The organism is Vibrio ulleungensis, from assembly GCF_016900875.1.
GTDB lineage: Bacteria > Pseudomonadota > Gammaproteobacteria > Enterobacterales > Vibrionaceae > Vibrio > Vibrio ulleungensis.
This window is the reverse complement of the sequence record NZ_JAFEUM010000005.1, coordinates 286584-309432: the sequence shown is the minus strand read 5'-3', so window position 1 is coordinate 309432 and position 22849 is coordinate 286584. Positions and strand designations below refer to the sequence as shown.

Annotated in this window: 21 protein-coding genes and 1 other annotated feature; of the genes, 7 read left to right on the top strand and 14 right to left on the bottom strand. The window is 45.6% G+C overall.

Features of this window, described 5'->3' with window-relative positions; genetic code table 11:
• Positions 1-8: 8 nt before the first annotated feature.
• Positions 9-1079, bottom strand: a complete 1071-nt coding sequence (locus JQC93_RS14140) for a 3-deoxy-7-phosphoheptulonate synthase (RefSeq protein WP_205159065.1) — start codon at positions 1077-1079, stop codon at positions 9-11.
• Between the two features lie 216 nt (positions 1080-1295).
• Between JQC93_RS14140 and JQC93_RS14135 the strand changes: the two genes are divergently transcribed.
• A complete protein-coding gene (locus JQC93_RS14135; protein ID WP_205159064.1) occupies positions 1296-2981 on the top strand; it encodes a sensor histidine kinase in 1686 nt (561 codons plus the stop codon).
• Positions 2982-2996: 15 nt separating this feature from the next.
• Entirely contained in the window at positions 2997-3707 is a 711-nt protein-coding gene (gene btsR, locus JQC93_RS14130) for a two-component system response regulator BtsR (RefSeq protein ID WP_205159090.1), read from the top strand.
• Positions 3708-3738: 31 nt separating this feature from the next.
• On the opposite strand, the gene JQC93_RS14125 is transcribed toward btsR, so the two are convergent.
• Positions 3739-4083 carry a DUF2799 domain-containing protein gene (locus JQC93_RS14125; protein ID WP_205159063.1) on the bottom strand — a complete coding sequence of 115 codons (345 nt, stop codon included), beginning with the start codon at positions 4081-4083 and terminating at the stop codon, positions 3739-3741.
• Between the two features lie 232 nt (positions 4084-4315).
• Between JQC93_RS14125 and JQC93_RS14120 the strand changes: the two genes are divergently transcribed.
• Positions 4316-5806: a carbon starvation CstA family protein gene (locus tag JQC93_RS14120; RefSeq protein ID WP_205159062.1), complete on the top strand. Its 1491-nt coding sequence runs from the start codon at positions 4316-4318 to the stop codon at positions 5804-5806.
• A gap of 5 nt (positions 5807-5811) precedes the next feature.
• Here the strand turns inward: JQC93_RS14120 and JQC93_RS14115 are convergent, their stop codons facing one another.
• The 4 genes from JQC93_RS14115 to JQC93_RS14100 form a co-directional block, all read right to left on the bottom strand.
• Entirely contained in the window at positions 5812-6198 is a 387-nt protein-coding gene (locus JQC93_RS14115; RefSeq protein ID WP_205159061.1) for a type IV pilus modification PilV family protein, read from the bottom strand.
• Positions 6199-6214: 16 nt separating this feature from the next.
• A complete protein-coding gene (locus tag JQC93_RS14110; RefSeq protein ID WP_205159060.1) occupies positions 6215-6493 on the bottom strand; it encodes a hypothetical protein in 279 nt (92 codons plus the stop codon).
• 86 nt (positions 6494-6579) lie between these two features.
• Complete coding sequence (locus JQC93_RS14105; protein ID WP_205159059.1) at positions 6580-7197, bottom strand: hypothetical protein; 618 nt, start codon at positions 7195-7197, stop codon at positions 6580-6582.
• Entirely contained in the window at positions 7178-7693 is a 516-nt protein-coding gene (locus JQC93_RS14100; protein WP_205159058.1) for a GspH/FimT family pseudopilin, read from the bottom strand. Before JQC93_RS14100 ends, JQC93_RS14105 begins: the two co-directional genes overlap by 20 nt.
• Before the next feature lie 95 nt (positions 7694-7788).
• Here JQC93_RS14100 and JQC93_RS14095 point away from each other — a divergent pair, with 95 nt between their 5' ends.
• Positions 7789-8202, top strand: a complete 414-nt coding sequence (locus JQC93_RS14095; RefSeq protein WP_205159057.1) for a type IV pilin protein — start codon at positions 7789-7791, stop codon at positions 8200-8202.
• A gap of 45 nt (positions 8203-8247) precedes the next feature.
• Here the strand turns inward: JQC93_RS14095 and dnaJ are convergent, their stop codons facing one another.
• The 5 genes from dnaJ to nfo all read right to left on the bottom strand — a co-directional run bounded on the left by dnaJ (position 8248) and on the right by nfo (position 14321).
• Positions 8248-9393 (bottom strand): molecular chaperone DnaJ, encoded by a 1146-nt coding sequence (gene dnaJ, locus JQC93_RS14090; protein WP_205159056.1) that lies wholly within the window; start codon positions 9391-9393, stop codon positions 8248-8250.
• Positions 9394-9636: 243 nt separating this feature from the next.
• On the bottom strand, positions 9637-11550 hold the full coding sequence (gene dnaK, locus JQC93_RS14085) for a molecular chaperone DnaK (RefSeq protein WP_205159055.1): 1914 nt from the start codon (positions 11548-11550) through the stop codon (positions 9637-9639).
• Between the two features lie 193 nt (positions 11551-11743).
• On the bottom strand, positions 11744-12295 hold the full coding sequence (locus JQC93_RS14080; protein WP_205159054.1) for a hemerythrin domain-containing protein: 552 nt from the start codon (positions 12293-12295) through the stop codon (positions 11744-11746).
• Between the two features lie 105 nt (positions 12296-12400).
• Positions 12401-13063: a uracil-DNA glycosylase gene (ung, locus tag JQC93_RS14075; RefSeq protein ID WP_205159053.1), complete on the bottom strand. Its 663-nt coding sequence runs from the start codon at positions 13061-13063 to the stop codon at positions 12401-12403.
• Between the two features lie 385 nt (positions 13064-13448).
• Positions 13449-14321: a deoxyribonuclease IV gene (gene nfo / locus JQC93_RS14070; RefSeq protein WP_205159052.1), complete on the bottom strand. Its 873-nt coding sequence runs from the start codon at positions 14319-14321 to the stop codon at positions 13449-13451.
• Positions 14322-14651: 330 nt separating this feature from the next.
• On the opposite strand from nfo, the gene grcA reads away from it, so the two are divergent.
• From grcA to JQC93_RS14055, 3 genes are all read left to right on the top strand, one after another.
• Positions 14652-15029 (top strand): autonomous glycyl radical cofactor GrcA, encoded by a 378-nt coding sequence (gene grcA, locus JQC93_RS14065; protein WP_084889208.1) that lies wholly within the window; start codon positions 14652-14654, stop codon positions 15027-15029.
• 182 nt (positions 15030-15211) lie between these two features.
• On the top strand, positions 15212-16351 hold the full coding sequence (locus JQC93_RS14060) for a YcjF family protein (protein WP_205159051.1): 1140 nt from the start codon (positions 15212-15214) through the stop codon (positions 16349-16351).
• Positions 16335-17912 (top strand): GTPase family protein, encoded by a 1578-nt coding sequence (locus JQC93_RS14055; protein ID WP_205159050.1) that lies wholly within the window; start codon positions 16335-16337, stop codon positions 17910-17912. Before JQC93_RS14060 ends, JQC93_RS14055 begins: the two co-directional genes overlap by 17 nt.
• A gap of 54 nt (positions 17913-17966) precedes the next feature.
• On the opposite strand, the gene thrC is transcribed toward JQC93_RS14055, so the two are convergent.
• The 3 genes from thrC to thrA are packed head-to-tail and all read right to left on the bottom strand — an operon-like array spanning position 17967 to position 22676.
• Positions 17967-19250, bottom strand: coding sequence for a threonine synthase (thrC, locus tag JQC93_RS14050; protein WP_205159049.1), 1284 nt, complete (start codon positions 19248-19250; stop codon positions 17967-17969).
• Positions 19247-20215 (bottom strand): homoserine kinase, encoded by a 969-nt coding sequence (thrB, locus tag JQC93_RS14045; protein ID WP_205159048.1) that lies wholly within the window; start codon positions 20213-20215, stop codon positions 19247-19249. The genes thrC and thrB overlap by 4 nt, the downstream gene beginning before the upstream one ends.
• Position 20216: 1 nt before the next feature.
• A complete protein-coding gene (gene thrA / locus JQC93_RS14040; protein ID WP_205159047.1) occupies positions 20217-22676 on the bottom strand; it encodes a bifunctional aspartate kinase/homoserine dehydrogenase I in 2460 nt (819 codons plus the stop codon).
• A 23-nt stretch (positions 22677-22699) separates the two neighbouring features.
• Positions 22700-22814: a sequence feature (Thr leader region), on the bottom strand.
• Between the last annotated feature and the right edge of the window lie 35 nt (positions 22815-22849).

Sequence of the window (22849 nt, the reverse complement as noted above, 5' to 3'; positions counted from 1 at the left end):
GTTTCCTACTACTTAATTCTTTGTTCTAAAAAGGGTATCAAATCACGATGCGCTTTAGTTAGCAATGCTTCTGTGTTATCCCAATTGATGCACGCATCTGTGATGGATACACCATATTGCATCTCTGACAGAGGTTGCTCTGAAGACTGGTTCCCTTCATTGATATGACTCTCTATCATCAAACCTATGATTGAGCGGTTACCTTCGCGAATCTGATGAATGGCATCTTCTGCTACTAAAGGCTGTCTGCGGTAATCTTTACGTGAGTTGGCGTGGCTGCAATCAATCATTAATGCACTGTCTAAGCCAGCGCTGGATAATGACTCTTCACACTCAGCTACCGACACCGAATCGTAGTTCGTTTGTTTGCCACCACGAAGGATCACATGACCATCGGGGTTGCCTTGCGTGGTCAATAGAGCCACTTGCCCTTCGCGATTGATACCCATGAATCTGTGGCTCGATGATGCCGCTTGCATCGCATTAATTGCTGTAGACAAACTGCCGTCAGTACCATTTTTAAACCCAACTGGCATAGACAGACCACTGGCCATTTCACGGTGAGTTTGAGACTCGGTAGTACGTGCGCCAATGGCAGACCATGAAAACGTGTCAGCGAGGTATTGTGGACTGATTGGATCCAGCGCTTCTGTAGCCAATGGTATTTCTAACTCAGCGAGATCAACCAACAGCTGTCGAGCTACATGCAGACCGTGCTCAATATCGAAACTACCGTCAAGGCGTGGATCGTTAATCAACCCTTTCCAGCCTACGGTTGTACGTGGCTTTTCAAAGTAGACACGCATTACAAGGTACAGTTGGTCACCCACCTGCTCTGAGAGTGCTTTTAGTTTAAGTGCGTACTCTTTTGCTGCATCAACATCATGGATTGAACAGGGGCCACACACCACCAACAAGCGATGATCTTTTTTCTTAATGATGTTTGCGATGGTGTCACGTGATTCAGATACAAATGCTCGCGCCTTTTCACTTAGCGGTAGCTTTGCTTTTAGTTCGTTTGGGGTAATGAGCACTTGCTCATCGCTAATATGGACGTTACTCAGTTCACTTTTTTGCATCTCAATCACCGTAAATTTAAGTTTACACCTGTGTAAACAAGACTTCATTACGAGAAACAATACCAGTTTAAATAGGCAATTCAAGGCATTTTATAAAATAAATTGAGTGTAAATTATTATTTACATTTGACAGGTTCCATAAAAGACCCGCGGGGTAACAGTATTTACGAAACCAATTAATTACAATAAACAAAACACTCTCCACTCTATAGCGTTATGGAACTGATATTTAGCCTATTGCAGCAAATGTGCGTCTACCTAATGGTTGCTTATACATTAAGTAAAACGCCCATCATCATTCCACTGCTGAATAACTCTACCCACATCAAGCATAAAGCGACCTGCTATTTATTGTTTTCTGCCTTTTGCATTTTAGGTACTTACTTTGGTTTACAGATTGGCGATGCCATCGCCAACACTCGCGCTATTGGCGCTGTGCTAGGCGGGATATTTGGTGGACCTATTGTTGGATTTTTGGTTGGGCTTACCGGTGGTATCCACCGTTATTTCTTGGGCGGGTTTACTGATGTAGCCTGCGCGGTATCCACCACAGCAGAAGGACTTATTGGTGGATTTGTTCACCTCTATTACGTGCGCAGAGAGCGCGCCGAAGCGCTATTTAATCCAATGGTCGTGTTCGTCATCACACTGGTTGCCGAAGTGGTTCAAATGCTGATTATATTGGCCATTGCGCGCCCCTTTGATCAGGCGCTTTCTTTAGTTCAAGCCATAGCCGCACCTATGATCATTGCTAACTCTGTCGGTGCTGCGGTATTTGTGAGTATTCTTCAGGATCGAAAAATCATCGTCGAAAAGTTTTCTGCCACCTTCTCACGGAAATCGTTAAACATCGCTGAAAAAACGGTGGGTATACTCTCACAAGGATTGACTCCTGAGAGTGCAGGTAAAATTGCGCGAATTGTGTATCAAGAGACTCGTGTTGGATCAGTAGCTATCACCGATACCAATCAAATTCTTGCGTTTGTTGGTATCGGAGAAGATCACCATAAGCCCTCTACCCTCATCTCTTCGCAATATACCCGAGATGCGATCAATAATAATTCAATCATCTATTTAGACGGATCTGAAAAGCCCTATCAATGCTCAATATCGGACACATGTAAGCTTGGCTCTGCACTGGTGATTCCGCTGCGCCGCGGTGAAGAGGTGATCGGTACCATCAAGTTGTATGAGCCCCGCAGAAAACTATTTTCATCCATTCATATGTCTATGGCCGAGGGTATCGCAGAGTTACTATCGACACAGTTACTGTATATGGATTATCAACAAAAGCAGATGCTACTTTCACAATCCGAAATAAAACTGCTCCAAGCCCAGGTAAATCCGCACTTTTTGTTCAACGCTCTCAACACCATCAGTGCGGTGATCCGCAAAGACCCAGACAAAGCGCGAGACTTAATTCAGCACCTATCTACTTTCTTCCGTGGGAATCTAAAGCGTAATGTAGAGACCGTGACACTGGGGCAAGAAATCGAGCACGTAAATGCCTATTTGACGATTGAGCAGGCACGATTCATGGATCGCTTAACCATTGAAATTGATCTACCAGATTCACTGTTAGAATCGGTCATTCCAAGCTTTTCTATTCAGCCCCTAGTCGAGAACTCGATTAAACACGGCATTTCTAAAATGCTGGAAGGCGGGACGGTACGAATCTATGCTCAACCCATAAACGGGCGACACTTCTTGATGGTTGAAGATAACGCGGGTTTGTTTCCTGTAGATCTCGATCCTCAAACCAGTGTTGAGTCACAAGGCCTAGGGCTCAATATCGTCGATAAACGTTTGCAAAACCTATTGGGACCGCAATCTGCACTAAAAATCGATTGTGAGGTAGGCGCAGTAACTCGTGCTCGCTTTATGCTCCCCGTTCAATCATAAGGACTGACAATGCCCCTGTTTACCGCCGTAGTCATTGATGACGAACCCTTAGCACGAGAAGAGCTGATTGATCTTCTACACGAGAGCAACCAAGTAGAGGTTGTCGAACAAGCCAGTAATGCTATTCAAGGCTTAAAAGTGATCCAGTCGGTGAAGCCTGATGTGGTTTTTCTCGACATTGAAATGCCGCAAGTGAGCGGGATCGAAATGCTCGCGATGTTAGATCCCGAAACCATGCCCAAAATTGTGTTTGTCACTGCGTATGATCAATATGCCATTCAAGCCTTTGAAGATAATGCCTTTGATTATCTGCTCAAACCCATCAATCCAGAACGACTGCTAAAGACCTTATGTAAACTGAAAAAGCACCAACCCAAACCCGTAGAAGCGATTGCACCAGCTCAACTCGAACAAATACCCTGCACGGGTAATCATAGAATCATGATCATTGCGACCCAAAACGTGGAATGCGCGTATACAGGGATAACGGGAGTATTAGTCAGAACAGCGGATTCTGAGCTAACAACTCAGTTGTCTCTCAAGGTACTGGAGGACAAAACACCGTTGATCCGCTGTCATCGACAATACCTAATCAATGTTAAACGGATCAAAGAGATCTCTTTGCTAGAGAATGGGTTGGCAGAGATCATGACACAATCAGGATTTACCGTGCCAATTAGTCGTCGTTATTTACGTTCAGTCAAAGAGCATCTCGGCATCATTTAGTTCCTACCTAGGCAGGGCTTTGTGTTGGCGATTACTGCGACTGAGCCCACCCGCGTTGCCACTCCATACGGAATTTTTGAGCATCAGGATGCCCCTCACATACACCTTCGTAATATTGACCTGATAGGCCAATTTGATAGGCAAAATCGGCGTTGCAGTACTCTTTGTTTCCGCGCTCATATCCTTGTTGGTACTGCGACACATCGGCTTCACCAAGTTGACTTAACGCTTTGTAGCTACGAGCTGTGACTCCCTTAGCGCCATCTTGGTAGCCAATTGCCTGCCAATCGCCCTTGTCTGCGAGTTGCTGCTGTGTAGACGCGCATCCTATAAGAGACACTGCGAGCCCAAGTATTAGCCACTGTTGTTTATTCATAAATTATGTCCTTGTGATGTCTTACCATCTTACCTTATTTAATAGTAAGACCATATTGAGAAGCTCGTCACTTTCTCGGCTTTACTCAATTACCGCTTATCCACTGCAATAAAACCGCTTAATTGCATCATCTGCCACTCAGCTTTGCATACAACCAGTGAATCATTGACCACTTCTTTATAAACGGTGCCTATTTAGAATAACTGTAGATTAATCGTAAAGGACTAAAATTATGCTCTGGTTTCTAACTTGTGTGGCGGCTTTAATTGGTGGCTACTTTATCTATGGTGCGTTTATTGAGAAGGTGTTTGGTATCAACGAACATCGAACAACTCCTGCGCACACCAAAAATGACGGTGTGGACTATGTTCCAATGTCGACCAAGAAAGTGTACTTGGTACAGCTACTGAATATTGCCGGTGTAGGCCCTATCTTTGGCCCTATTATGGGTGCTTTATATGGTCCCGCTGCAATGCTTTGGATCGTTATCGGTTGTATTTTTGCCGGTGCCGTCCATGACTACTTCTCTGGAATGTTGTCTATTCGCAATGGTGGTGCATCCGTACCAACAATAACCGGTCGTTATCTTGGCAATGGTGCCAAACACTTTATGAATGTGTTTGCTATTGTTCTGCTGCTTCTTGTTGGCGTGGTGTTTGTTTCTGCCCCTGCTGGCATGATCACCAACCTAATCAACGACAAAACCGATTTCACAATGACAATGTCTGTGATGGTGGCAATTATCTTTGGTTACTACATCATCGCCACAATTGTTCCCGTCGACAAAATCATTGGTCGTTTCTATCCACTGTTTGGCGCTCTACTCATTTTCATGTCAGTCGGTTTGATCACCGCTGTCGGCCTATCTTCTGAGCACACTGTACTAGGTGGATATGAAGTCAGTGATATGTTCACTAACCTCAACCCAAATGACATGCCTATCTGGCCTGCTCTATTTATCACTATCGCCTGTGGCGCAATTTCTGGTTTCCACGCAACTCAATCTCCACTAATGGCTCGTTGCATGCAAAACGAAAAGAATGGCCGTTTTGTATTCTACGGAGCAATGATCGGTGAAGGTGTCATCGCACTTATCTGGTGTGCTCTGGCGTTATCGTTCTTCGGCACAATGGATGAACTTGCAGCAGCAGTCGCGAGCGGTGGCCCTGGTAATGTTGTGTACTCTGCATCATTTGGTTTACTTGGTCTTTTTGGTGGCGTACTTGCATTCTTGGGTGTAGTGATTCTTCCGATTACTTCGGGCGATACTGCATTCCGTTCAAGTCGTCTCATATTGGCTGAATACTTCAACCTAGAACAAAAAACACTTCGCAATCGTCTACTTATGGCTTTGCCTCTGTTCGTTATTGGTGGCATTTTAACTCAAGTTGACTTTGGTATTATCTGGCGCTACTTCGGCTTTGCTAACCAAAGTACTGCTGTAATGATGCTTTGGACCGCTTCTGCTTACCTACTACGCCATAACAAACTGCACTGGATAACTACAGTACCAGCAATGTTTATGACGACGGTGTGTGTCACCTTTATCCTTAACAACAGTACGCTAGGGTTTGGGCTACCAATGAACTTCTCCACCATTGCGGGCATTCTATTTACTCTTGGCGTAACAACACTCGTCATTAAAACCTCAAAAGGAAAAGGGGAAGACGAGTTGCCTGGCGAAAAACAAGACGTGCCAAATACGGCTACTCAAAAAGTTTAACCCGTTCAATCAAACTCACCATACTGACTGTACAGTGTGGTGAGTTTTTTAGTATGTGTCGTTCCCTTTCTATCTTGCCATGTTGCTGTTACCTCAACCTGCTTTAACGGTTCGGCCGCCAAGGCCACCGTACTGACCTCCCAAGACAGCTCTATTCCATCGACCCTCTCAGTTCTATGACCAGTGGTCAGTAACGCAAAATCTAAACTACCTACTGCGGCACTGGGCGAGCTTGAACGTGTGCGAAAGTATTCCAGTTGAGAGTCCATCTGATGCAGTGCGCGCAAGTTTTGTAGAGCGTGCTCTGTGCTTGTAATGAAATGAGCTTGTAGTGAAAATAGGGACAGTAACCCAGCGGTTAACACAGACAAGCCAACCAATACCTCGATCATTGTGGCTCCCTTCTGGTTAGAGGTCATTCCAACTGCCTCTTATCCAACGATTCTCAAGAGTATTAAAACCTTTACGCACCGTGACGCTGCCTGACGTAGAATGAATCACCCAGCCATCGGGTATAGCAAAAAGGTGAATATCACACGCTGTTAACCCGCAGCTGTGCGATACAAATCCGCTGTTGCGCAATTGTCCATATACGCATTCTAATCCCCCTTCAGCAATCCAAAACTCTTCAGTCATCGTCATTTGCATATGACTCTCTTTGAGCAGGCCAAATATGCGATGATGCATTGTCAGAGTGACCATCAATGAAACGCTTAACATAGTGAGCACTAGCAGTAATACAGCCAAACCCCGATGTTTGCCTGTCACTTTCATCACTGCCAATTTCGCTGTTTGATCAACGTAGATTGGCTCAGTTGCTTTGCGGAATTGGCATGGCTTAGCGTCATATCTATCGATAGTAGACTTGTATTACCGCCCGCTAACATCGCCTGCGAAATAGAAAACTCACTGAGCTGAACAGCGTTAATGTCCAGCAACGAGAAAAAGTTCCCACTGCATGGTCCTAAACCTGGCTTTAACAGGTGCGTAAAGACACTCTGAGTGCAGACGTCTAACGTTGGGTCGCTAGCATCCTTCTGATAACGTGTTTTGTACCATTTACCCTCACCGTCAATAACCGAGATAACATCAATCCAATCACTGCCAGATTCAATCACCTTCGATGTACCCGTTAAAGTAAGCGAATGGCCCAATGTTGCATTAAAGCCAGCCCGCCTGACTTCTGTCTTGAGCATATACAGTGTTCGATACAAATCATCGATCAGTTGGACATCTTGCAGTAGTTGGTACGACTGCTGCTGCGTTTTAATAAACAGACGACTACTCGACACAAGTAAACCACTCGCAATTAACGTGGCAAGTAGCAGTTCAATAAGACTCCCGCCACGCTGAGTAGCGGGCGTCATTTGTTTAACAGACTTTGTAGCCATATTTGTCCTCCCCTGTACTGCAGACACGAATTCGCCCGCTGCCATTGTGGTAGATGATTTTTAGCGAACTCGATTGAGTAGGTAACTGAAGCTTAAAATGCCCAGCTTGATTTATTCGGCCATGCCTTGGTGAGTAGCCAACAACGGTATGAGTAGACGTTAACAACGCGTCAGTGCCAGAGACTGTGGCTAACGAATTATGCTCATGAACCGAATAATCCCGCTCAGCGTCATCCAGATGCAAACTCACCCGCCAGTTCATTTCGCTGCTGGCAGAAATCGCTCGATGAACGTAAACGGGCTGTCGCCGCTTCATCGATTCGATTCTAGCTTGGTCCATTAGGTGTTTAATTTGATTAGCGTAGTTTCTCATTTGATGATATTCATGAAGCCGAATAAAACTTGGTGTAGCAAATGCTGCAAGTAGCGTAAGTAGCGATATACCAATGAGAAACTCTAGTAATCCAACCCCTCGAAGCGTCTCGTAATATGTCATGTAACCTCATGCAACTGCTTCCTGACCGTTGCGAAAAGTGTAATGTGATCGCACGTTGTATGGCGGTGAGTCGATTAGAATGGGATGGAGAAAACATGTTTATAAAGAACTCGACAAAAGTTGCATCACTGGGGATGACGCTTATCGAAGTATCCACTGTCATACTGCTGGTTGGAATAATCGCGAGCATTGCATACCCTAGTTACCAGCAGCATTTAATGCGTAGCCATCGCGCAAATGTTCAAACTGATTTGCTGACGCTGCAACTTCAATTAGAAGCGCGTTATGACCGGTCAAATCCAAGTTTTATTAATGGTTATGATTTTCAGATTGTTTCAGAAGGGCAATGTACGGTCTGTAATTCCTCGTCCAACGTAGAGTTTGCGATAACGTCTGCTGCAACTTATACCTTACAAGCCACCTCGCACTTTGGTGACGATGACGTCTGCAATACGATGACCTTGACTCAAGCCCAACACAAAGCACCTACATTGTGTTGGGGGCAATAAAAAACGGAGGCATTTGCCTCCGTTTCGTCCGTTTAAGCAGAAATATTAACTGGTTAAGTCGTCAAAGAACTTCTTAACACCGTTGAAAAAGCCTTCTGATTTTGGCTTATGCTTATTCGCAGCATCGCCACCGCAAGACTCTTCAAACTCTTTAAGCAACTCTTTTTGACGAGCGCTTAGCTTAACAGGCGTTTCAACAACCAGCTTAACGATTAAATCACCAACACCGCCGCCTCGAACGCCTTTAACACCCTTACCTCGCATACGGAACATACGTCCGGTTTGGGTTTCTTCTGGCACTTTTAGGTTTACACGACCATCAAGGGTTGGTACTTCAACTTCTCCGCCCAATGCCGCCATAGCAAAGCTAACTGGCACTTCACAGTACAAGTTGTTGCCTTCACGCTCAAAGATATGGTGTTCACGCACATGGACCTGCACGTACAAGTCACCGGCTGGCGCTCCCATTTCTCCCGCTTCACCCTCGCCAGAAAGTCGAATACGGTCACCGGTATCCACGCCTGCTGGGATCTTAACATTGAGTGTCTTGGTTTTTTGTACGCGACCTTGACCATGACAGCTATTACATGGGTCTTTGATCGTTTTACCTTTACCATTACAGGTAGGACAGGTTTGCTGAACCGCAAAGAAACCTTGGCGCATTTGCACTTGGCCATGGCCATGACAGGTACCACAGGTTTCTGGGGTTGACCCTTTTTTCGCACCAGAGCCTTCACAGGTATCACAATTAACCAGTGTAGGAACTTCAATCTCTTTAGAGACGCCCTTCACGGCTTCTTCTAGCGACAACTCCATGTTGTAACGCAAGTCAGAGCCACGTTGCGCGCGTTGACCACCGCCACCACGGCGACCGCCACCAAAGATGTCACCAAACACATCACCGAAGATGTCGCCAAAATCGCCACCAGCGCCGCCACCATAGCCGCCGCCACCCATACCACCTTGTTCAAAGGCTGCATGACCGTATTGATCGTAGGCTGCTTTTTTCTGTGCGTCGGTTAATATTTCGTACGCTTCTTTTACTTCTTTAAACTGTTCCGCAGCACCTTCATCACCCTGATTGCGGTCAGGGTGAAACTTCATTGCTAGGCGCTTGTATGCTTTCTTAATATCACGCTCAGATGCGTCACGGCTTACGCCCAATACTTCGTAAAAATCACGTTTAGACATGTTATGTGTCACCAAAAAATTACTGCATGCGGCTTAGCCGCGAAATGCCCATGTTGATAGAGATAAAGATCAGCTCTTATTAGTCCAAGAGGTAAAGAACAACTTAGGATGCATGGCTTGCTTAAGTACGTCTTTGGTCTTTCTTTATCACTAGCAACTTATTACAAATATGCGGGCGAGAGATTACTCCAACGCCCGCACTTCAAGAATGTAGAATTACCCTCTAGTTAAAGAGGGACGTTCTTACTTCTTATCTTCGTCTTTTACTTCTTCGAACTCAGCGTCTACAACATCGTCTTGTTGAGGTTGTTCACCAGCGTCTGCGCCGCCTTGAGCTGCTTGAGCTTGCTGCTGAGCAATCTCCATTAGCTTTTGAGCTGCTTGCATCAGTTCTTGAACTTTTGAGTCAATCGCTTCTTTGTCATCACCAGACTTAACAGATTCTAGTGCTGCAATCGCTGATTCGATCTTTTCTTTCTCTTCAGCTGGTAGAGCGTCACCCGCTTCTTCCATTTGCTTGCGAGTGCCGTGGATCATTTGGTCAGCTTGGTTGCGAGTAGTGACAAGTTCTTCGAACTTTTTGTCAGCTTCTTTGTTCGCTTCCGCTTCTTGAACCATTGCTTCGATCTCTTCGTCAGACAAACCGCCAGACGCTTGAATAGTGATCTTCTGCTCTTTACCTGTCGCTTTATCTTTCGCTGACACGTTCAAGATACCATCCGCATCCAGATCGAAAGTTACTTCGATTTGTGGCATGCCACGTGGAGCTGGGTTGATACCTTCTAGGTTAAACTGACCAAGAGACTTGTTGTACGTCGCTTGCTTACGCTCACCTTGAAGAACGTGGATAGTTACAGCGCTTTGGTTGTCTTCTGCAGTCGAGAACACTTGATCCGCTTTAGTAGGGATAGTGGTGTTTTTCTCGATAAGCTTAGTCATTACGCCGCCCATCGTTTCGATACCGAAAGACAGTGGAGTAACGTCAAGTAGAAGAACGTCTTTAACGTCACCTGCAAGAACACCACCTTGAACAGCTGCACCCATTGCAACAGCTTCGTCAGGGTTAACGTCTTTACGTGGCTCTTTGCCAAAGAATTCAGTTACCTTAGCTTGAACCATAGGCATACGAGTCTGGCCACCTACTAGGATAACGTCAGTGATTTCGCTAACAGATAGGTCAGCATCCGCAAGAGCGACTTTAAGCGGCTCAAGAGAACGTTGTACTAGGTCTTCTACTAGAGACTCAAGTTTTGCACGAGTCACTTTAATGTTCATGTGCTTAGGACCGGTTGCGTCAGCGGTAACGTAAGGTAGGTTTACGTCAGTTTGCTGCGCTGAAGAAAGTTCGATTTTCGCTTTCTCTGCCGCTTCTTTAACACGTTGCATCGCAAGAGGATCGTTCTTAAGGTCGATGCCTTGCTCTGCTTTAAATTCGCTAACCAAGTAGTTGATCATGCGGTTATCGAAGTCTTCACCACCAAGGTGAGTGTCACCGTTAGTAGACAATACTTCGAAGGTTTTCTCGCCTTCTACTTCGTCGATTTCGATAATAGAGATATCGAATGTACCACCACCAAGGTCATAAACTGCGATAGTGCGATCGCCACCTTGCTTGTCTAGGCCATATGCTAGAGCTGCAGCTGTTGGTTCGTTGATGATACGCTTAACATCAAGACCTGCGATGCGACCAGCATCTTTGGTTGCTTGACGCTGTGCATCGTTAAAGTAAGCAGGAACTGTTACAACAGCGCCAGTCACTTCTTCACCAAGGAAGTCTTCTGCGGTTTTCTTCATTTTCTTAAGAACTTCAGCAGAAACTTGAGGAGCCGCCATTTTTTGGCCTTGCGCTTCAACCCACGCATCACCATTGTCCGCTTTAACAATGTTAAACGGCATGATTTCGATATCGCGCTGAACTTCTTCGTCTTCAAAACGACGACCGATCAGACGCTTGATAGCGAACAACGTGTTAGTTGGGTTTGTTACTGCTTGACGTTTTGCTGGTTGACCAACAAGCGTCTCACCATCGGTGTAAGCAATAACAGATGCTGTGGTACGCTCACCTTCAGCATTTTCAATTACGCGTGGCGCGTCGCCGTCAAGAACAGCAACACATGAGTTAGTAGTACCTAAGTCAATACCAATGATTTTACCCATCAGTTCATCTCCAAATTCAGTTTTCTTGCTAACCCCAGTAATGGGGGGATGCCACAAACTTTTCAAGTTCGAAGCAAAAGTTCATTTCGTATGCCCCTTAGATAAGGTCGCGAAATTACTTTTCAAGGGTATTGGGCAAAAATATGCAAAAAAAATGGCCAGGCAAGCCTGACCATTTTTAACCTTGTTGGCGCTAAACGTATTCGCGCTCTGTCCCTTTGACTCGCTCAGCCAGTTGTTTGTATTTGTCGGCGATGGTTTCACCAAATACTGGATCGTCTTCTTGAGTCCCCCATTGCGCTTCTAATGCTTGCCAGTCAGAAACGGTAAAGGTATCGGTGATCCTTGGTAGTATTTCTCTTTCTTCGATGTCCAAGTGCGTTTTTTGGTCTCGAATGAAATCTCCCAGCTGCTGGGAAAAAATATCTGTGGGTACAATTGCATCTTGCAAAATCATCTCTACTGTAGTGAGAAACGCGTGGGACTTCTCAGACAGCTGAACATGGTCGTCTTCTAGATTGGTTATGGTTTTATCCATTCCATAGTGGTCTAGGTAGTAGCGATAGATTAGGTCTTCTTTAGGGTGGTGAGTTTTTTCTGTGTGGTTACACAGATAGTCGGCGATTTCATACACCAGCGAATAGTTTATTGTTTCTTCCGCTTTAAGCGCGGTTAGTTTTTTCTTTAATATCGCCAGCAAACGTACCATATATCCGTGCTCTCGACGAATGGCTTCAATCATCATGATCCTATCCTCCAGAATCCCATCTGAAGTATAAGTGTATATCTTTTCGCCACATGGTGCTTTGACACAGGTTAAGTATTCAATACCGATTATCGGTATCGATGACTAAACTTGCCAATTAATTGGTATATGACCGTTTTTAATCAATAACTTATTGGTTTTAGAGAAATGCTGACAGCCAAAAAAACCGCGTCTAGCTGACAGTGGCGAAGGATGCGGTGCAACGAGCAAATGGTGCCTGTCGGCATCGAGTATTGCGGCTTTTTTTTGCGCGTGAGCTCCCCACAACAGAAAAATGACACCCTGCCGATGCTGATTGATCTCACGCAGAACAGCATCTGTGAACTGCTCCCAACCGCATTTGGCATGAGAATGCGCTTTGCCCTCTTCAACCGTCAATACGGTGTTAAGCAACAGCACACCCTGATCGGCCCACTTTTGCAAATAGCCGTGTTCTGGAATAGTGAACCCCGAAATATCTTGATGCAGTTCTTTGTAGATATTTCGCAGTGATGGAGGAATCTTAACACCTGGCTTAACCGAAAAACTCAGACCGTGCGCTTGACCAGCACCGTGATAGGGATCTTGCCCTAGTATCACCACTTTTACTTGCTCAAACGCCACGGCATCAAACGCAGAGAACACCTCTTCTTGAGGTGGAAAAATGTTCTTACCTTGCGCTCTTTGAGCCGCGACAAAACTCTCTACCTCAGAATAATAGGCAAGCTTGCGCTGTGTATCTAAAATGCTAGACCAAGTGGTAGTCATACACCTTCCCTCTGTTTTTCAGTGGCACAAGTGTAGTTTTTTTTGGAGAAGATAAAAACCCTCGCCCACTAAGTAGTCAGACGCAGAGAGTTGAACAAAAATGCTCTGCTAGCAACATTGTTGGGCGAACGCTATCTTGGTCTAGAGAGTCACTTGTTATGACGTCGAAGGCTTTTTCTTTTGGGGTGTTCGGAAATGACCACGAGAGTGTGAGTTACGATTGGGTACGGGATGAGCGTGAACAACAGGCATAGGACTTCCCCTTCTGCAAATAAGTACCGAAATTGAGGCGCATACAACTCTTGATTACGCCTCTTGCCTTTCTAAACCATCCAATTTCCGTGCCAGCCCATCGCTAAAAAACATCTTTTATACTTTGTTCAAATTAAGCCAAAAGATTTGCGTGGTAAGCTCTTAATTGTTGGATTTCATTGTGCCAGATTTCTGGTTCAATTGTCTCTAAAATCAGTGGGATACCATCAAATCTGCGATCTTGAGCAATATATTTGAAACAGTCCCACCCTATATGCCCTTCACCAAGAGAATGATGGCGATCCACTCGCTTTCCTAACTCGACTTTAGAGTCATTAATGTGCATTGCCCTGAGGTAGTGCATACCAACAATCCTATCGAACTCTTCAAACGTTTGGTTAAAAGCATCTTGAGTTCGTAAATCATAGCCCGCCGCGAATGTGTGACATGTATCAATACAGATACCCACTCTAGATTTATCCTCTACTTGCTCAATGATCGACGCTAAATGCTCAAATCGCCATCCTAGGTTGGTTCCTTGGCCTGCGGTATTCTCAATCACAGCAATCACGTTAGGAACCGCTTTATGCGCTAAGTTGATCGACTCAGCAATGGTTGCCAAACACTCTTCTTCACTACACTGTTTCAAATGGCTGCCAGGGTGAAAATTTAGCAGCGTCAACCCAAGTAGCTCACATCGCTCCATCTCATCGATGAATGCAGCGCGTGATTTTTCTAACTTCTCTGGATCTGGAGCGCCAAGGTTGATCAAGTAAGAGTCATGGGGAAGAATTTGCTCAGAGCTAAACCCCAGTTCTTTACATCTTTGCTTAAACAGCGAAATACTCTCGACCTCTAAAGGTTTAGCCTTCCATTGACGCTGGTTTTTGGTAAACAACGCAAACGCATTAGCACCAATCTCCTGTGCTCTTACTGGGGCATTCTCTACGCCTCCAGCGGCGGACACGTGCGCGCCTATGTATTTGACAGATTGAGACTGTGTCATGTTCTTTTCCTAATCTTTATGAAGATAACTCTGATAATTTTGCGACATCAAAGCATATTGTACGCAATGGGTAAAGTAAGAGAAATGTTGCACTTTTTTTAACCATTCATAAAAACCAGTAACTTATCAAATTTTTTTGAATAACCTACACTTTTTTGAAAAATAATCATTGATTGATTTAGCGCAATCTTTTAACCTTAAGAAAAATACGGATTAACAGATTTTATTGACTCAAATCAACACGCACTGTTTTTTAACCGCTACCTGTTGGTTTGAATTAAACAATTCTTAACAGCTAGTTAAACTTCCTATACAGGAAAGGAGTGAACCATGATTCAAGGTATTCAAATTACAAAAGCAGCCAACGATGATCTACTAAACTCAATTTGGCTAATCGATTCAGACAAAAACGAAGCACGCTGTGTTGCAGCTGTCGCTGGTTTTGAAGCTGATCAGGTTGTTCCAGCTGCCGATCTAGGTGAGTACGAAAGCCGTGAAGTGGCTATCGAGAAAGCGCCTAAGATTGAAGGTGGTCAACACCTAAACGTTAACGTTCTAAAACGTGAAACGCTAGAAGACGCTGTAAACAACCCAGAGAAGTACCCACAGCTTACTATTCGTGTATCAGGCTATGCAGTACGCTTTAACTCTCTAACGACAGAGCAGCAAAAAGACGTTATTGCACGTACTTTCACAGAAAGTCTGTAATCGTCACTACCCATTTCAAAACGCTCGGCAACTGCCGGGCGTTTTTTTTTAAGTCCTCCGCTATCGAATACCGCTCTCCTAGTACTATCACTGCACCGCAGAATTTTATACAGTAAGTGTTTGCGAGATCAGTTTGGCTGATTTTGCCTTCTGTACGACCTTAAGAGGTGTAAGTAGTAGGCATGTTCGAAAAAATAAAAAATGCGATAAGCCCGAATCAAAACCCAGATCTAACGCAAGCGCGTGATGTCCAGCGCCAGCACCTTCCTACTCTTTGGCTTTTAGGTAAAACAGGATCAGGAAAATCCTCACTCGTTCATGCCATAACCGGTGAAAGTCATATCGAAATCGGCAATGGATTTGAACCCTGTACGCTTACAGCTTCCAGTTACACGTTTCCAAAGCAGAGTCCATTACTTCGATTTATGGACACAAGAGGTTTGGCTGAGTCCGGGTATGACGCCAGTCAAGATATAGAACAAGCTTTGAGCACCAGTCACGGCATTGTGGTACTTGTAAAAGCGGACGATCCTGAACAAAGTGCGTTACTTGCCGCATTGAAACAGGTGAAAAAGCGGCTAGGGTCGACTCAATTACTCTTGGTTCATACGGCTGTCTTATCCTCATCCAAAGCCGATAGAGAGCGCCAAGTTGCGTTTAACACTCAGCAAATCACACAGCTTTGGGGCACTAACATACACAGCATTGAGGTGGACTTTGCCCCTTTAGATGCACACCCAGAGCAGCAGTACAGTGTCAGCCCTAACAGCACCGAGTGTTATCATTATCCTCAATTGATTGAGCAGCTTGCTGCGCAAATTCCAGTCATTGGCCTCATGGCCAACCATTCTGAACACGCGTCCCTTGAACAGCAAAACTTTAAAGCATTGGAAAATGAGGTACTGTGGTATGCCGGAAGCGCTGCGACCACCGATATCTTTCCCGCCGTTGGGCTGGTTACCGTACCGGCTATACAGGCAAAACTGCTGCACAGCTTAGCCAACCAATATGGTGTAGAGTGGAATAAACGTGCCTTTTCTGAGCTCATTGGCTGTATGGGGGGCAGTTTTGCCGTTCAATACGCCGTTAAGCTGGGGGCAAGACAAGTCCCCAAGTTAATACCTGGATGGGGACAAACCGTTGCAGCCGCCGCTGCTGCTGCAATTAGTTTTGGCACCACATACGCGATAGGTCGAGCCGCCTGCTACTATTTTTACAAGAAGAGCAGTGGTGAAGAGCCCAAACCTGAAGAGTTACAAGCGCTCTATCGGGACGCACTAAAACAAGGCAAAAAGGCATCTGGCTATGAAAAAGATCACTAATCTCTATCGATTTCTGGCCGCAATTTCTGGTGGGCGCATCGGCATTATGCTCATCTCTTTGTTGTTTCCTGTGCTTATAACGATGGGGTACGGGATTGTATTGGCTTTTCAGCATGGATACTTACTGCAACTATCACTGATCACCACCATTAGCACCTTGGTCGTTGCCCTTCCACTATTTTGGATTGCAAAAAAAGAACACAATGAGTCCCCCGCTGACGAAGACGATATTGCGTTTAATCCCGATTGGTCTGAGAACGAGCAACGTATATGGCAGCACGCGCAAAGCACGGTTGAGAAGCAACTTAATCGCGAACTCGCTTGGTCAGAAATGGATACTGCGAGTATCAATGTATTGGAAGCAGTTGCCACCGAGTTCGAAAAGTCGACCCTAGACTTTTCTATCCCTGAAGGGTTAAAACTGTTTGAAGAGATCAGTCGCCGATACCGGTTAACTGTCAATGAACATATCCCTGCCATTGAACTCATGAAAATCTCATACATTCGAGCAGGTTATGACGCCTATGATAAATACGGCGAGCTAGGCAAGAACTTGGTGACTGCCGCAATTTGGGCTAACCATGCGAAGAACCTCTATTTTAATCCCGCAAAAGTCCTTTCTGATCTCGGTAAGCAACAAGCAACGTCCTCGATGACACGCGGACTGGCCGACGAAATGCAATTGAAAGCCAAGAAACTACTTTTAGATGAGGTGGCAGCGGTCGCTATCGATCTCTACAGTGGTCGCTTTAGTCTAGACGATGATGACATAACAGACTCCACCATCGCCAAAGAAGATGAACGATATCAGCCAGCGGAGCCAGAGCCGATCCGCGTTGTGCTGGTTGGCCAAACAAGTAGCGGTAAGTCCTCATTGATCAATGCGATGCAAAAAGAGCTTGTCGCAGAAGTCGACCCGTTGCCCTCAACCGATATGCATGCGGTGTATCAAGCGGTATTGGACGATGTTACCGTCAAAATTGTTGATCAAAAAGGACTCGATGGTGATGCAAAGACGGCAAAACAGAGTCTAAAGCAGGTGACACACGCCGACATCGTGCTGTGGGTGCTAAAGGCGAATCAACCTGCAAGAGCTTTAGATTCGCAATTACTTGAGATGATCAATCACTTCTACTCTCTGCCAGAAAATATCTCGCGCAAGAAGCCACGAATTATTGCCATAGTGAATCAAGTGGATAGGCTATCACCGCAAGCAGAATGGAGCCCTCCATACGATCTTAGCAACCCTACCAGTGCTAAAGCTAAGGTAATTGCAGCTGCCGTTAAGCACAATCATGAGCTACTAAACGCTGATGTCAGCGCGCCATTATGCATTGCACCCGATAGAGTCAATATGGGTGTCCTAGAGCTAAAGCAGCTTTTACAACAGGAGCTACAGCACGCCATACATGTTCAACATAACCGCCAACGAATGGAAGCCATCAAGCGAGGCACTGCGCTAAAAACTCAGTTAAGTCGCGCAGGTAAACTGGGGGGCAAGGCGGTTAAAAAAGGCGCGCCTAAAGTCGCTAAAATGGCGGTGAAGCAAATACTGAAATAAAAAAAGCCCTAGAGCATAAATGCCATAGGGCTAGATAATTCATCGAGGGTGATGTTATTTCTGCGCGGCGTAAAGCACTTCTTTTAACGCGTCAAAATCATTGTCGCGCTCTTCAGAGAGCAGCTCCATTGCAGCGTGTTTTGCAAGTGGTCCTGGCAAATCGATGTCTGTTTCTAGAATATCGTCCACCACTTCCTTAAATTTCGCAGGATGCGCGGTACATAAGAACAGTCCCGTTTCACCTTCTGCTAACTGCTGGTCCAACACTCGGTAAGCGATGGCGCCATGAGGCTCACAAAGATAGCCAAGTTCGTGAAGCTCCTTCACCGACTCTGCACTTTGCGTATCGGTGACCGCACCCTTTCCTAACGTCTCTAATCCCCACTCCTTAACTCGGCACAACTCTTCGATGCGTGGCCAGTTGTTTGGCTGGCTTACATCCATTGCATTGGAGGTTGTCGCAACTGTTGGCTTAGGATCCCACTGACCTGTTTCTAGATAACGAGGCACAGTGTCGTTTGCGTTAGTGGCAGCGATAAAGCGCTTAACCGGTAGGCCTAACGCCTTTGCAAGGAGACCCGCGGTCAGGTTACCAAAGTTGCCACTTGGTACAGAAATCACCAAGTTTTCTCGCTCTGTTTTACTCATTTGCGCAGCGGCTTCAAAGTAGTAGCAAATTTGTGCCATCAAACGGCTAATATTGATTGAGTTCGCTGAGTTTAGGCCAATATCCTGACGCAGTTTTTCGTCATCAAAGGCGTTTTTAACCAGCGCTTGGCAATCATCAAAGTCTCCATTAATGGCGACGGTATGAATGTTTTTACCCAAAGTACAAAATAGGCTTTCTTGCAATGGACTGATCTTTCCTTTTGGATACAAGATCACCACGTTGATATCGTCCATGCCATAAAACGCATGCGCGACTGCCGCGCCAGTGTCACCAGAGGTAGCCGTCAGTATTGTGATTTTTCCACCATCAGATACCGCAGCCAGTGATTGCGCCATAAAGCGCCCACCAAAGTCTTTAAATGCTAACGTTGGACCGTGGAAAAGTTCTAGCGCATACACGCCGTCTTTGACTGCTTTGATTGGTGCTGGAAATTGAAAAGCCGCATTCACTAGCTCTGAAACTTGTTGCTCAGATAACTCATCTCCAATCAGTGCCGACAATATTTTGCTGCTACGAGAAGTAAAATCTTCCGCCAGCAGGCTGTCAATGTCGTCAAAAAATGGCAATTGGCTTGGAAAAAACAGACCTTGATTACGGCCTAGTCCTTGGCGAACCGCTTGTCCAAATGAGACTTGCTCGTCGTTCTCTTTGATGTTGTACAGCTTCATAATTCCTTTCCTGTTACGACAGACCCTTGCTTGTCCAATCGACAAATATGCACGAATCCTTGGTCATTTTGAACATAATTTTCGGCAAGCCAGCTTGCCACTCGTTGAGCGATATCTTCATTATCGCACACGCTAAATAGCGTGGGGCCACTGCCTGAAATTCCGGTTGCCAAAGCGCCGGCTGTCGCAGCAAACTGTCTTGCTCCAGCGAAGTTTGGCAGTAATTTCTCTCTGTATGGTTCGGCAATGACATCTTTAATCATTTTAGCCGCAAGCTTTGGTTCTCCAGCATGGCTTGCGTGAATAAACCCAGCTAAGTGACGACCGTGAGCAATAATATCCTGGCGACGATATTGTGCAGGAAGAATCTCTCTTGCTGCAGCCGTAGATACCGTAATACCCGGGTACGCCATAACCCAATACCATTGGTCAAAACTCGGAACAGACTGCGAAATAATTCCCAGCTCTTCAATCATTAATTGCAGTCCACCAAGATAACAAGGCGCAACGTTATCGTAATGCACTCCACCAGAGATCTGGCCTTCCATCTCGCCCATTAACGCGAGCAGTTCCGTTTCATCAAGCGGCTTATCATGATACTGATTAAGCGCGTCGAGTGCGGCAACAATGGAACATGCACTAGATCCTAATCCTGAGCCAATAGGCATGTTCTTTTCAAGTGTCATCTTGAGAGGCAATAACGGCACACGCTTACGACTTAATTCACGGCCAAATACTTGCCAGCAATCGTAGACAATGTTTTCTTTAGGATCTTCTGGCAACTTATCGACAAAATGCCCCACTGCCGCGAGCTCAAATTCCTGCTCAGAACTTTCTACCATAACTCGGTCACCTAACAAGGTACCATCGATAGGAGACACTGCAGCACCTAACACATCAAAGCCGACACTCACATTTCCGATAGACGCTGGTGCGTAAACGACAACGCTTTGTTTTACAGCCATATTACACTCCTAGCTTCCATCCAAGGGTACGCATTACATCAGAAAATACACCTGCAGCGGTAACTTCAGTGCCTGCACCATAACCGCGCAGGACCAGTGGAATAGGTTGGTAGTAGCGGCTGTAAAACGCCAACGCATTCTCACCGTCTTTTACTTTATACATTGGATCGTTACCGTCGACAGCAGCGATTTTCACGCGACACTTTCCATCTGCAATTTCACCGACATAGCGCAACACCTTACCTTCTTCTCGAGCCTGATTAAGGAGCTCTGAGAAATAGGCATCGGCTTCTGGCAAACGAGCCATAAACTCGTCGATGCTACCAGAGTCATCAAAACCTGGTGGCAGTGCCTGATCAACAATGACATCTTCTAGCTCAATAGACATGCCTGCCTCACGAGCCAAGATAAGCAGTTTACGAGCAACATCCATTCCAGAAAGATCGTCTCGTGGGTCGGGCTCAGTGAAGCCGTTACTTTTCGCTACATTGGTTGCTTCACTTAAGGTCATCCCTTCGTCTAGCTTGCCAAAGATAAAAGAGAGCGAGCCAGAGAGAATCCCATTAAAGCGTTCAAGTTCATCACCCGCAGAGATTAAGTTCTGTAGGTTCTCAATAACCGGTAAGCCTGCGCCTACTGTTGTCTCATAAAGCAGTTTGCGTCGAGAAGAACGGGCCACATCACGCAGTTGATGGTAGTACGCCATGCTAGCAGTATTTGCCTTTTTATTCGGCGTCACCACGTGGAAACCCGCAGAGAGGAAATCGGCATACTGAGCCGCAATATCTTCGCTTGAAGTACAGTCCACCAGTACAGGGTTAATAATGTGATTACGTTGCACGATTGAGCTCAATTGAGCGACTGAGAACTTTTCGCTCACGTTGGACATGCGATCGCGCCACTGCTCGAGTGGCAGTCCTGCTGGGTCAGCTAATAACCCTTTAGAGTTTGCTAAACCACATACTCTGATCACTATGCCTTTGTCTTTTAGTTTCGCTTGCTGACGCTCGATCTGATCAACCAGTTCACCACCAACACCACCAACGCCAACAACAAACACGTCTAAAAAGTGCTTAGAGTTGAACAAGTTTTCATGACAGGCTTTGATCGCCTCTGAAATTTTGTCTTCAGGGATCACCGCAGAGATAGCTCGCTCTGATGAACCTTGAGCAATAGCGACTACGTTTACGTTCACTTCAGCTAAAGAAGCGAAGAATTGCGATGCCACACCCTTTGAGGTGCGCATGCCGTCGCCAACCAATGTCACAATGGCCACATTGCTAATAAATTCTACCGGCTCTAAAAGCGAGTCTTTTAGCTCGAGCTCAAAAGAGTCTTCTAAGGCGCGTTTTGCTTTTACTTTGTCGGCTTCTTCTATACAGAAGCTAATGGAGTACTCTGACGAAGATTGTGTGATCAACACAATCGAAACGCCTGCTGCTGACATTGCACCGAAGACGCGACTCGCCATGCCCACCATGCCTTTCATACCTGGGCCAGAGACATTAACCATTGTTAGATCACTTAATGTGGTGATCCCTTTAATCGGTAAGTTATCTTCGCCGGTGTCTTGTCCAATCAGAGTACCTGCACCTTGAGGATTAAAGCTATTCTTGATTAAGCAAGGAATGTGGAATTGAGCGATTGGTGCAATGGTTTTAGGGTGTAGTACAGAAGCGCCGAAGTAAGAAAGCTCCATCGCTTCTTGATAGCTCAAACATTTGAGTAGACGAGCATCTTCGACCAGTCTTGGGTCGCAGTTATACACCCCATCGACATCGGTCCAAATCTCACAACACTCTGCACGAAGACAAGCGGCCAATACTGCCGCTGAGTAATCCGAGCCGTTGCGGCCTAGAGTAACCAGTTCACCTTGTTCATTACCGGCTGTAAATCCAGGCATGATGTGTACAACACCACTTTCTAGTGGTTGAGTGGCAAAGTTGATGGTCGACTTCTCAACATCCACAGACGCTTCAAGATGATCACCTGATGCTATCAGATATTTTACTGGGTCGATTAAGCTTGCAGGTTGGCCTTTTGCTTCCAGCACCGCTTTCATTAACTGAATTGAAATTCGCTCACCTTTACTAATTATGCGAGCGTAAACGTTGTTTGGGCACATACCCAATAAGCGAATACCTTCAACAAATTGAGTAAGGTGACTCAGTGACTCTTCCACCTGCTCAAGATAAGCAGCAGAAGATAGTGTAGGGAGTTCAGCTTGAACTTGTTCCAGTAGCTGCGAGAAGCTTTGGCGTAGTTCGTCTATTTGAGGTGTTGGATTGAGCCCATTTAATGCAGTTTCTACAACAGCGACTAATTTATTGGTGGTTTTCCCTGGAGCAGACAATACAACCGCAATGTCTTCTTGCTGCGCGTTGTTCGCAATTATGTTCGCAGCCCTTAAGAATCGGTCTACATCGGCTAACGACGAGCCCCCAAACTTTAATACTCTCATTCCTTTCTCCCTGTTCAAATTTCAAAAAAAAGGCCTGTATCTTGTTGGATACAGGCCTTTTTATAAATTTCGCTTAGCAGCCTGCCCCAACATCCTCTGTGTCGGTAATAATCATGGTGGTAATTAGGCGGCTGTTTAAAATCATTGCGTTGTGTTTCAATTATATTTTGCTT

What these genes read in the sequence shown, in the direction of transcription:
- nfo (WP_205159052.1), bottom strand. Translation starts at nt 14,321, where the DNA reads ATGACACAGTCTCAATCTGTCAAATACATAGGCGCGCACGTGTCCGCC.
- JQC93_RS14110 (WP_205159060.1), bottom strand. Translation starts at nt 6,493, where the DNA reads ATGCATCATCGCATATTTGGCCTGCTCAAAGAGAGTCATATGCAAATG.
- thrB (WP_205159048.1), bottom strand. Translation starts at nt 20,215, where the DNA reads ATGGCTGTAAAACAAAGCGTTGTCGTTTACGCACCAGCGTCTATCGGA.
- thrA (WP_205159047.1), bottom strand. Translation starts at nt 22,676, where the DNA reads ATGAGAGTATTAAAGTTTGGGGGCTCGTCGTTAGCCGATGTAGACCGA.
- JQC93_RS14135 (WP_205159064.1), top strand. Translation starts at nt 1,296, where the DNA reads ATGGAACTGATATTTAGCCTATTGCAGCAAATGTGCGTCTACCTAATG.
- grcA (WP_084889208.1), top strand. Translation starts at nt 14,652, where the DNA reads ATGATTCAAGGTATTCAAATTACAAAAGCAGCCAACGATGATCTACTA.
- ung (WP_205159053.1), bottom strand. Translation starts at nt 13,063, where the DNA reads ATGACTACCACTTGGTCTAGCATTTTAGATACACAGCGCAAGCTTGCC.
- JQC93_RS14115 (WP_205159061.1), bottom strand. Translation starts at nt 6,198, where the DNA reads ATGATCGAGGTATTGGTTGGCTTGTCTGTGTTAACCGCTGGGTTACTG.
- dnaJ (WP_205159056.1), bottom strand. Translation starts at nt 9,393, where the DNA reads ATGTCTAAACGTGATTTTTACGAAGTATTGGGCGTAAGCCGTGACGCA.
- dnaK (WP_205159055.1), bottom strand. Translation starts at nt 11,550, where the DNA reads ATGGGTAAAATCATTGGTATTGACTTAGGTACTACTAACTCATGTGTT.
- thrC (WP_205159049.1), bottom strand. Translation starts at nt 19,250, where the DNA reads ATGAAGCTGTACAACATCAAAGAGAACGACGAGCAAGTCTCATTTGGA.
- JQC93_RS14100 (WP_205159058.1), bottom strand. Translation starts at nt 7,693, where the DNA reads ATGACATATTACGAGACGCTTCGAGGGGTTGGATTACTAGAGTTTCTC.
- JQC93_RS14125 (WP_205159063.1), bottom strand. Translation starts at nt 4,083, where the DNA reads ATGAATAAACAACAGTGGCTAATACTTGGGCTCGCAGTGTCTCTTATA.
- JQC93_RS14140 (WP_205159065.1), bottom strand. Translation starts at nt 1,079, where the DNA reads ATGCAAAAAAGTGAACTGAGTAACGTCCATATTAGCGATGAGCAAGTG.
- JQC93_RS14105 (WP_205159059.1), bottom strand. Translation starts at nt 7,197, where the DNA reads ATGGCTACAAAGTCTGTTAAACAAATGACGCCCGCTACTCAGCGTGGC.
- JQC93_RS14120 (WP_205159062.1), top strand. Translation starts at nt 4,316, where the DNA reads ATGCTCTGGTTTCTAACTTGTGTGGCGGCTTTAATTGGTGGCTACTTT.
- JQC93_RS14060 (WP_205159051.1), top strand. Translation starts at nt 15,212, where the DNA reads ATGTTCGAAAAAATAAAAAATGCGATAAGCCCGAATCAAAACCCAGAT.
- JQC93_RS14080 (WP_205159054.1), bottom strand. Translation starts at nt 12,295, where the DNA reads ATGATGATTGAAGCCATTCGTCGAGAGCACGGATATATGGTACGTTTG.
- JQC93_RS14055 (WP_205159050.1), top strand. Translation starts at nt 16,335, where the DNA reads ATGAAAAAGATCACTAATCTCTATCGATTTCTGGCCGCAATTTCTGGT.
- JQC93_RS14095 (WP_205159057.1), top strand. Translation starts at nt 7,789, where the DNA reads ATGTTTATAAAGAACTCGACAAAAGTTGCATCACTGGGGATGACGCTT.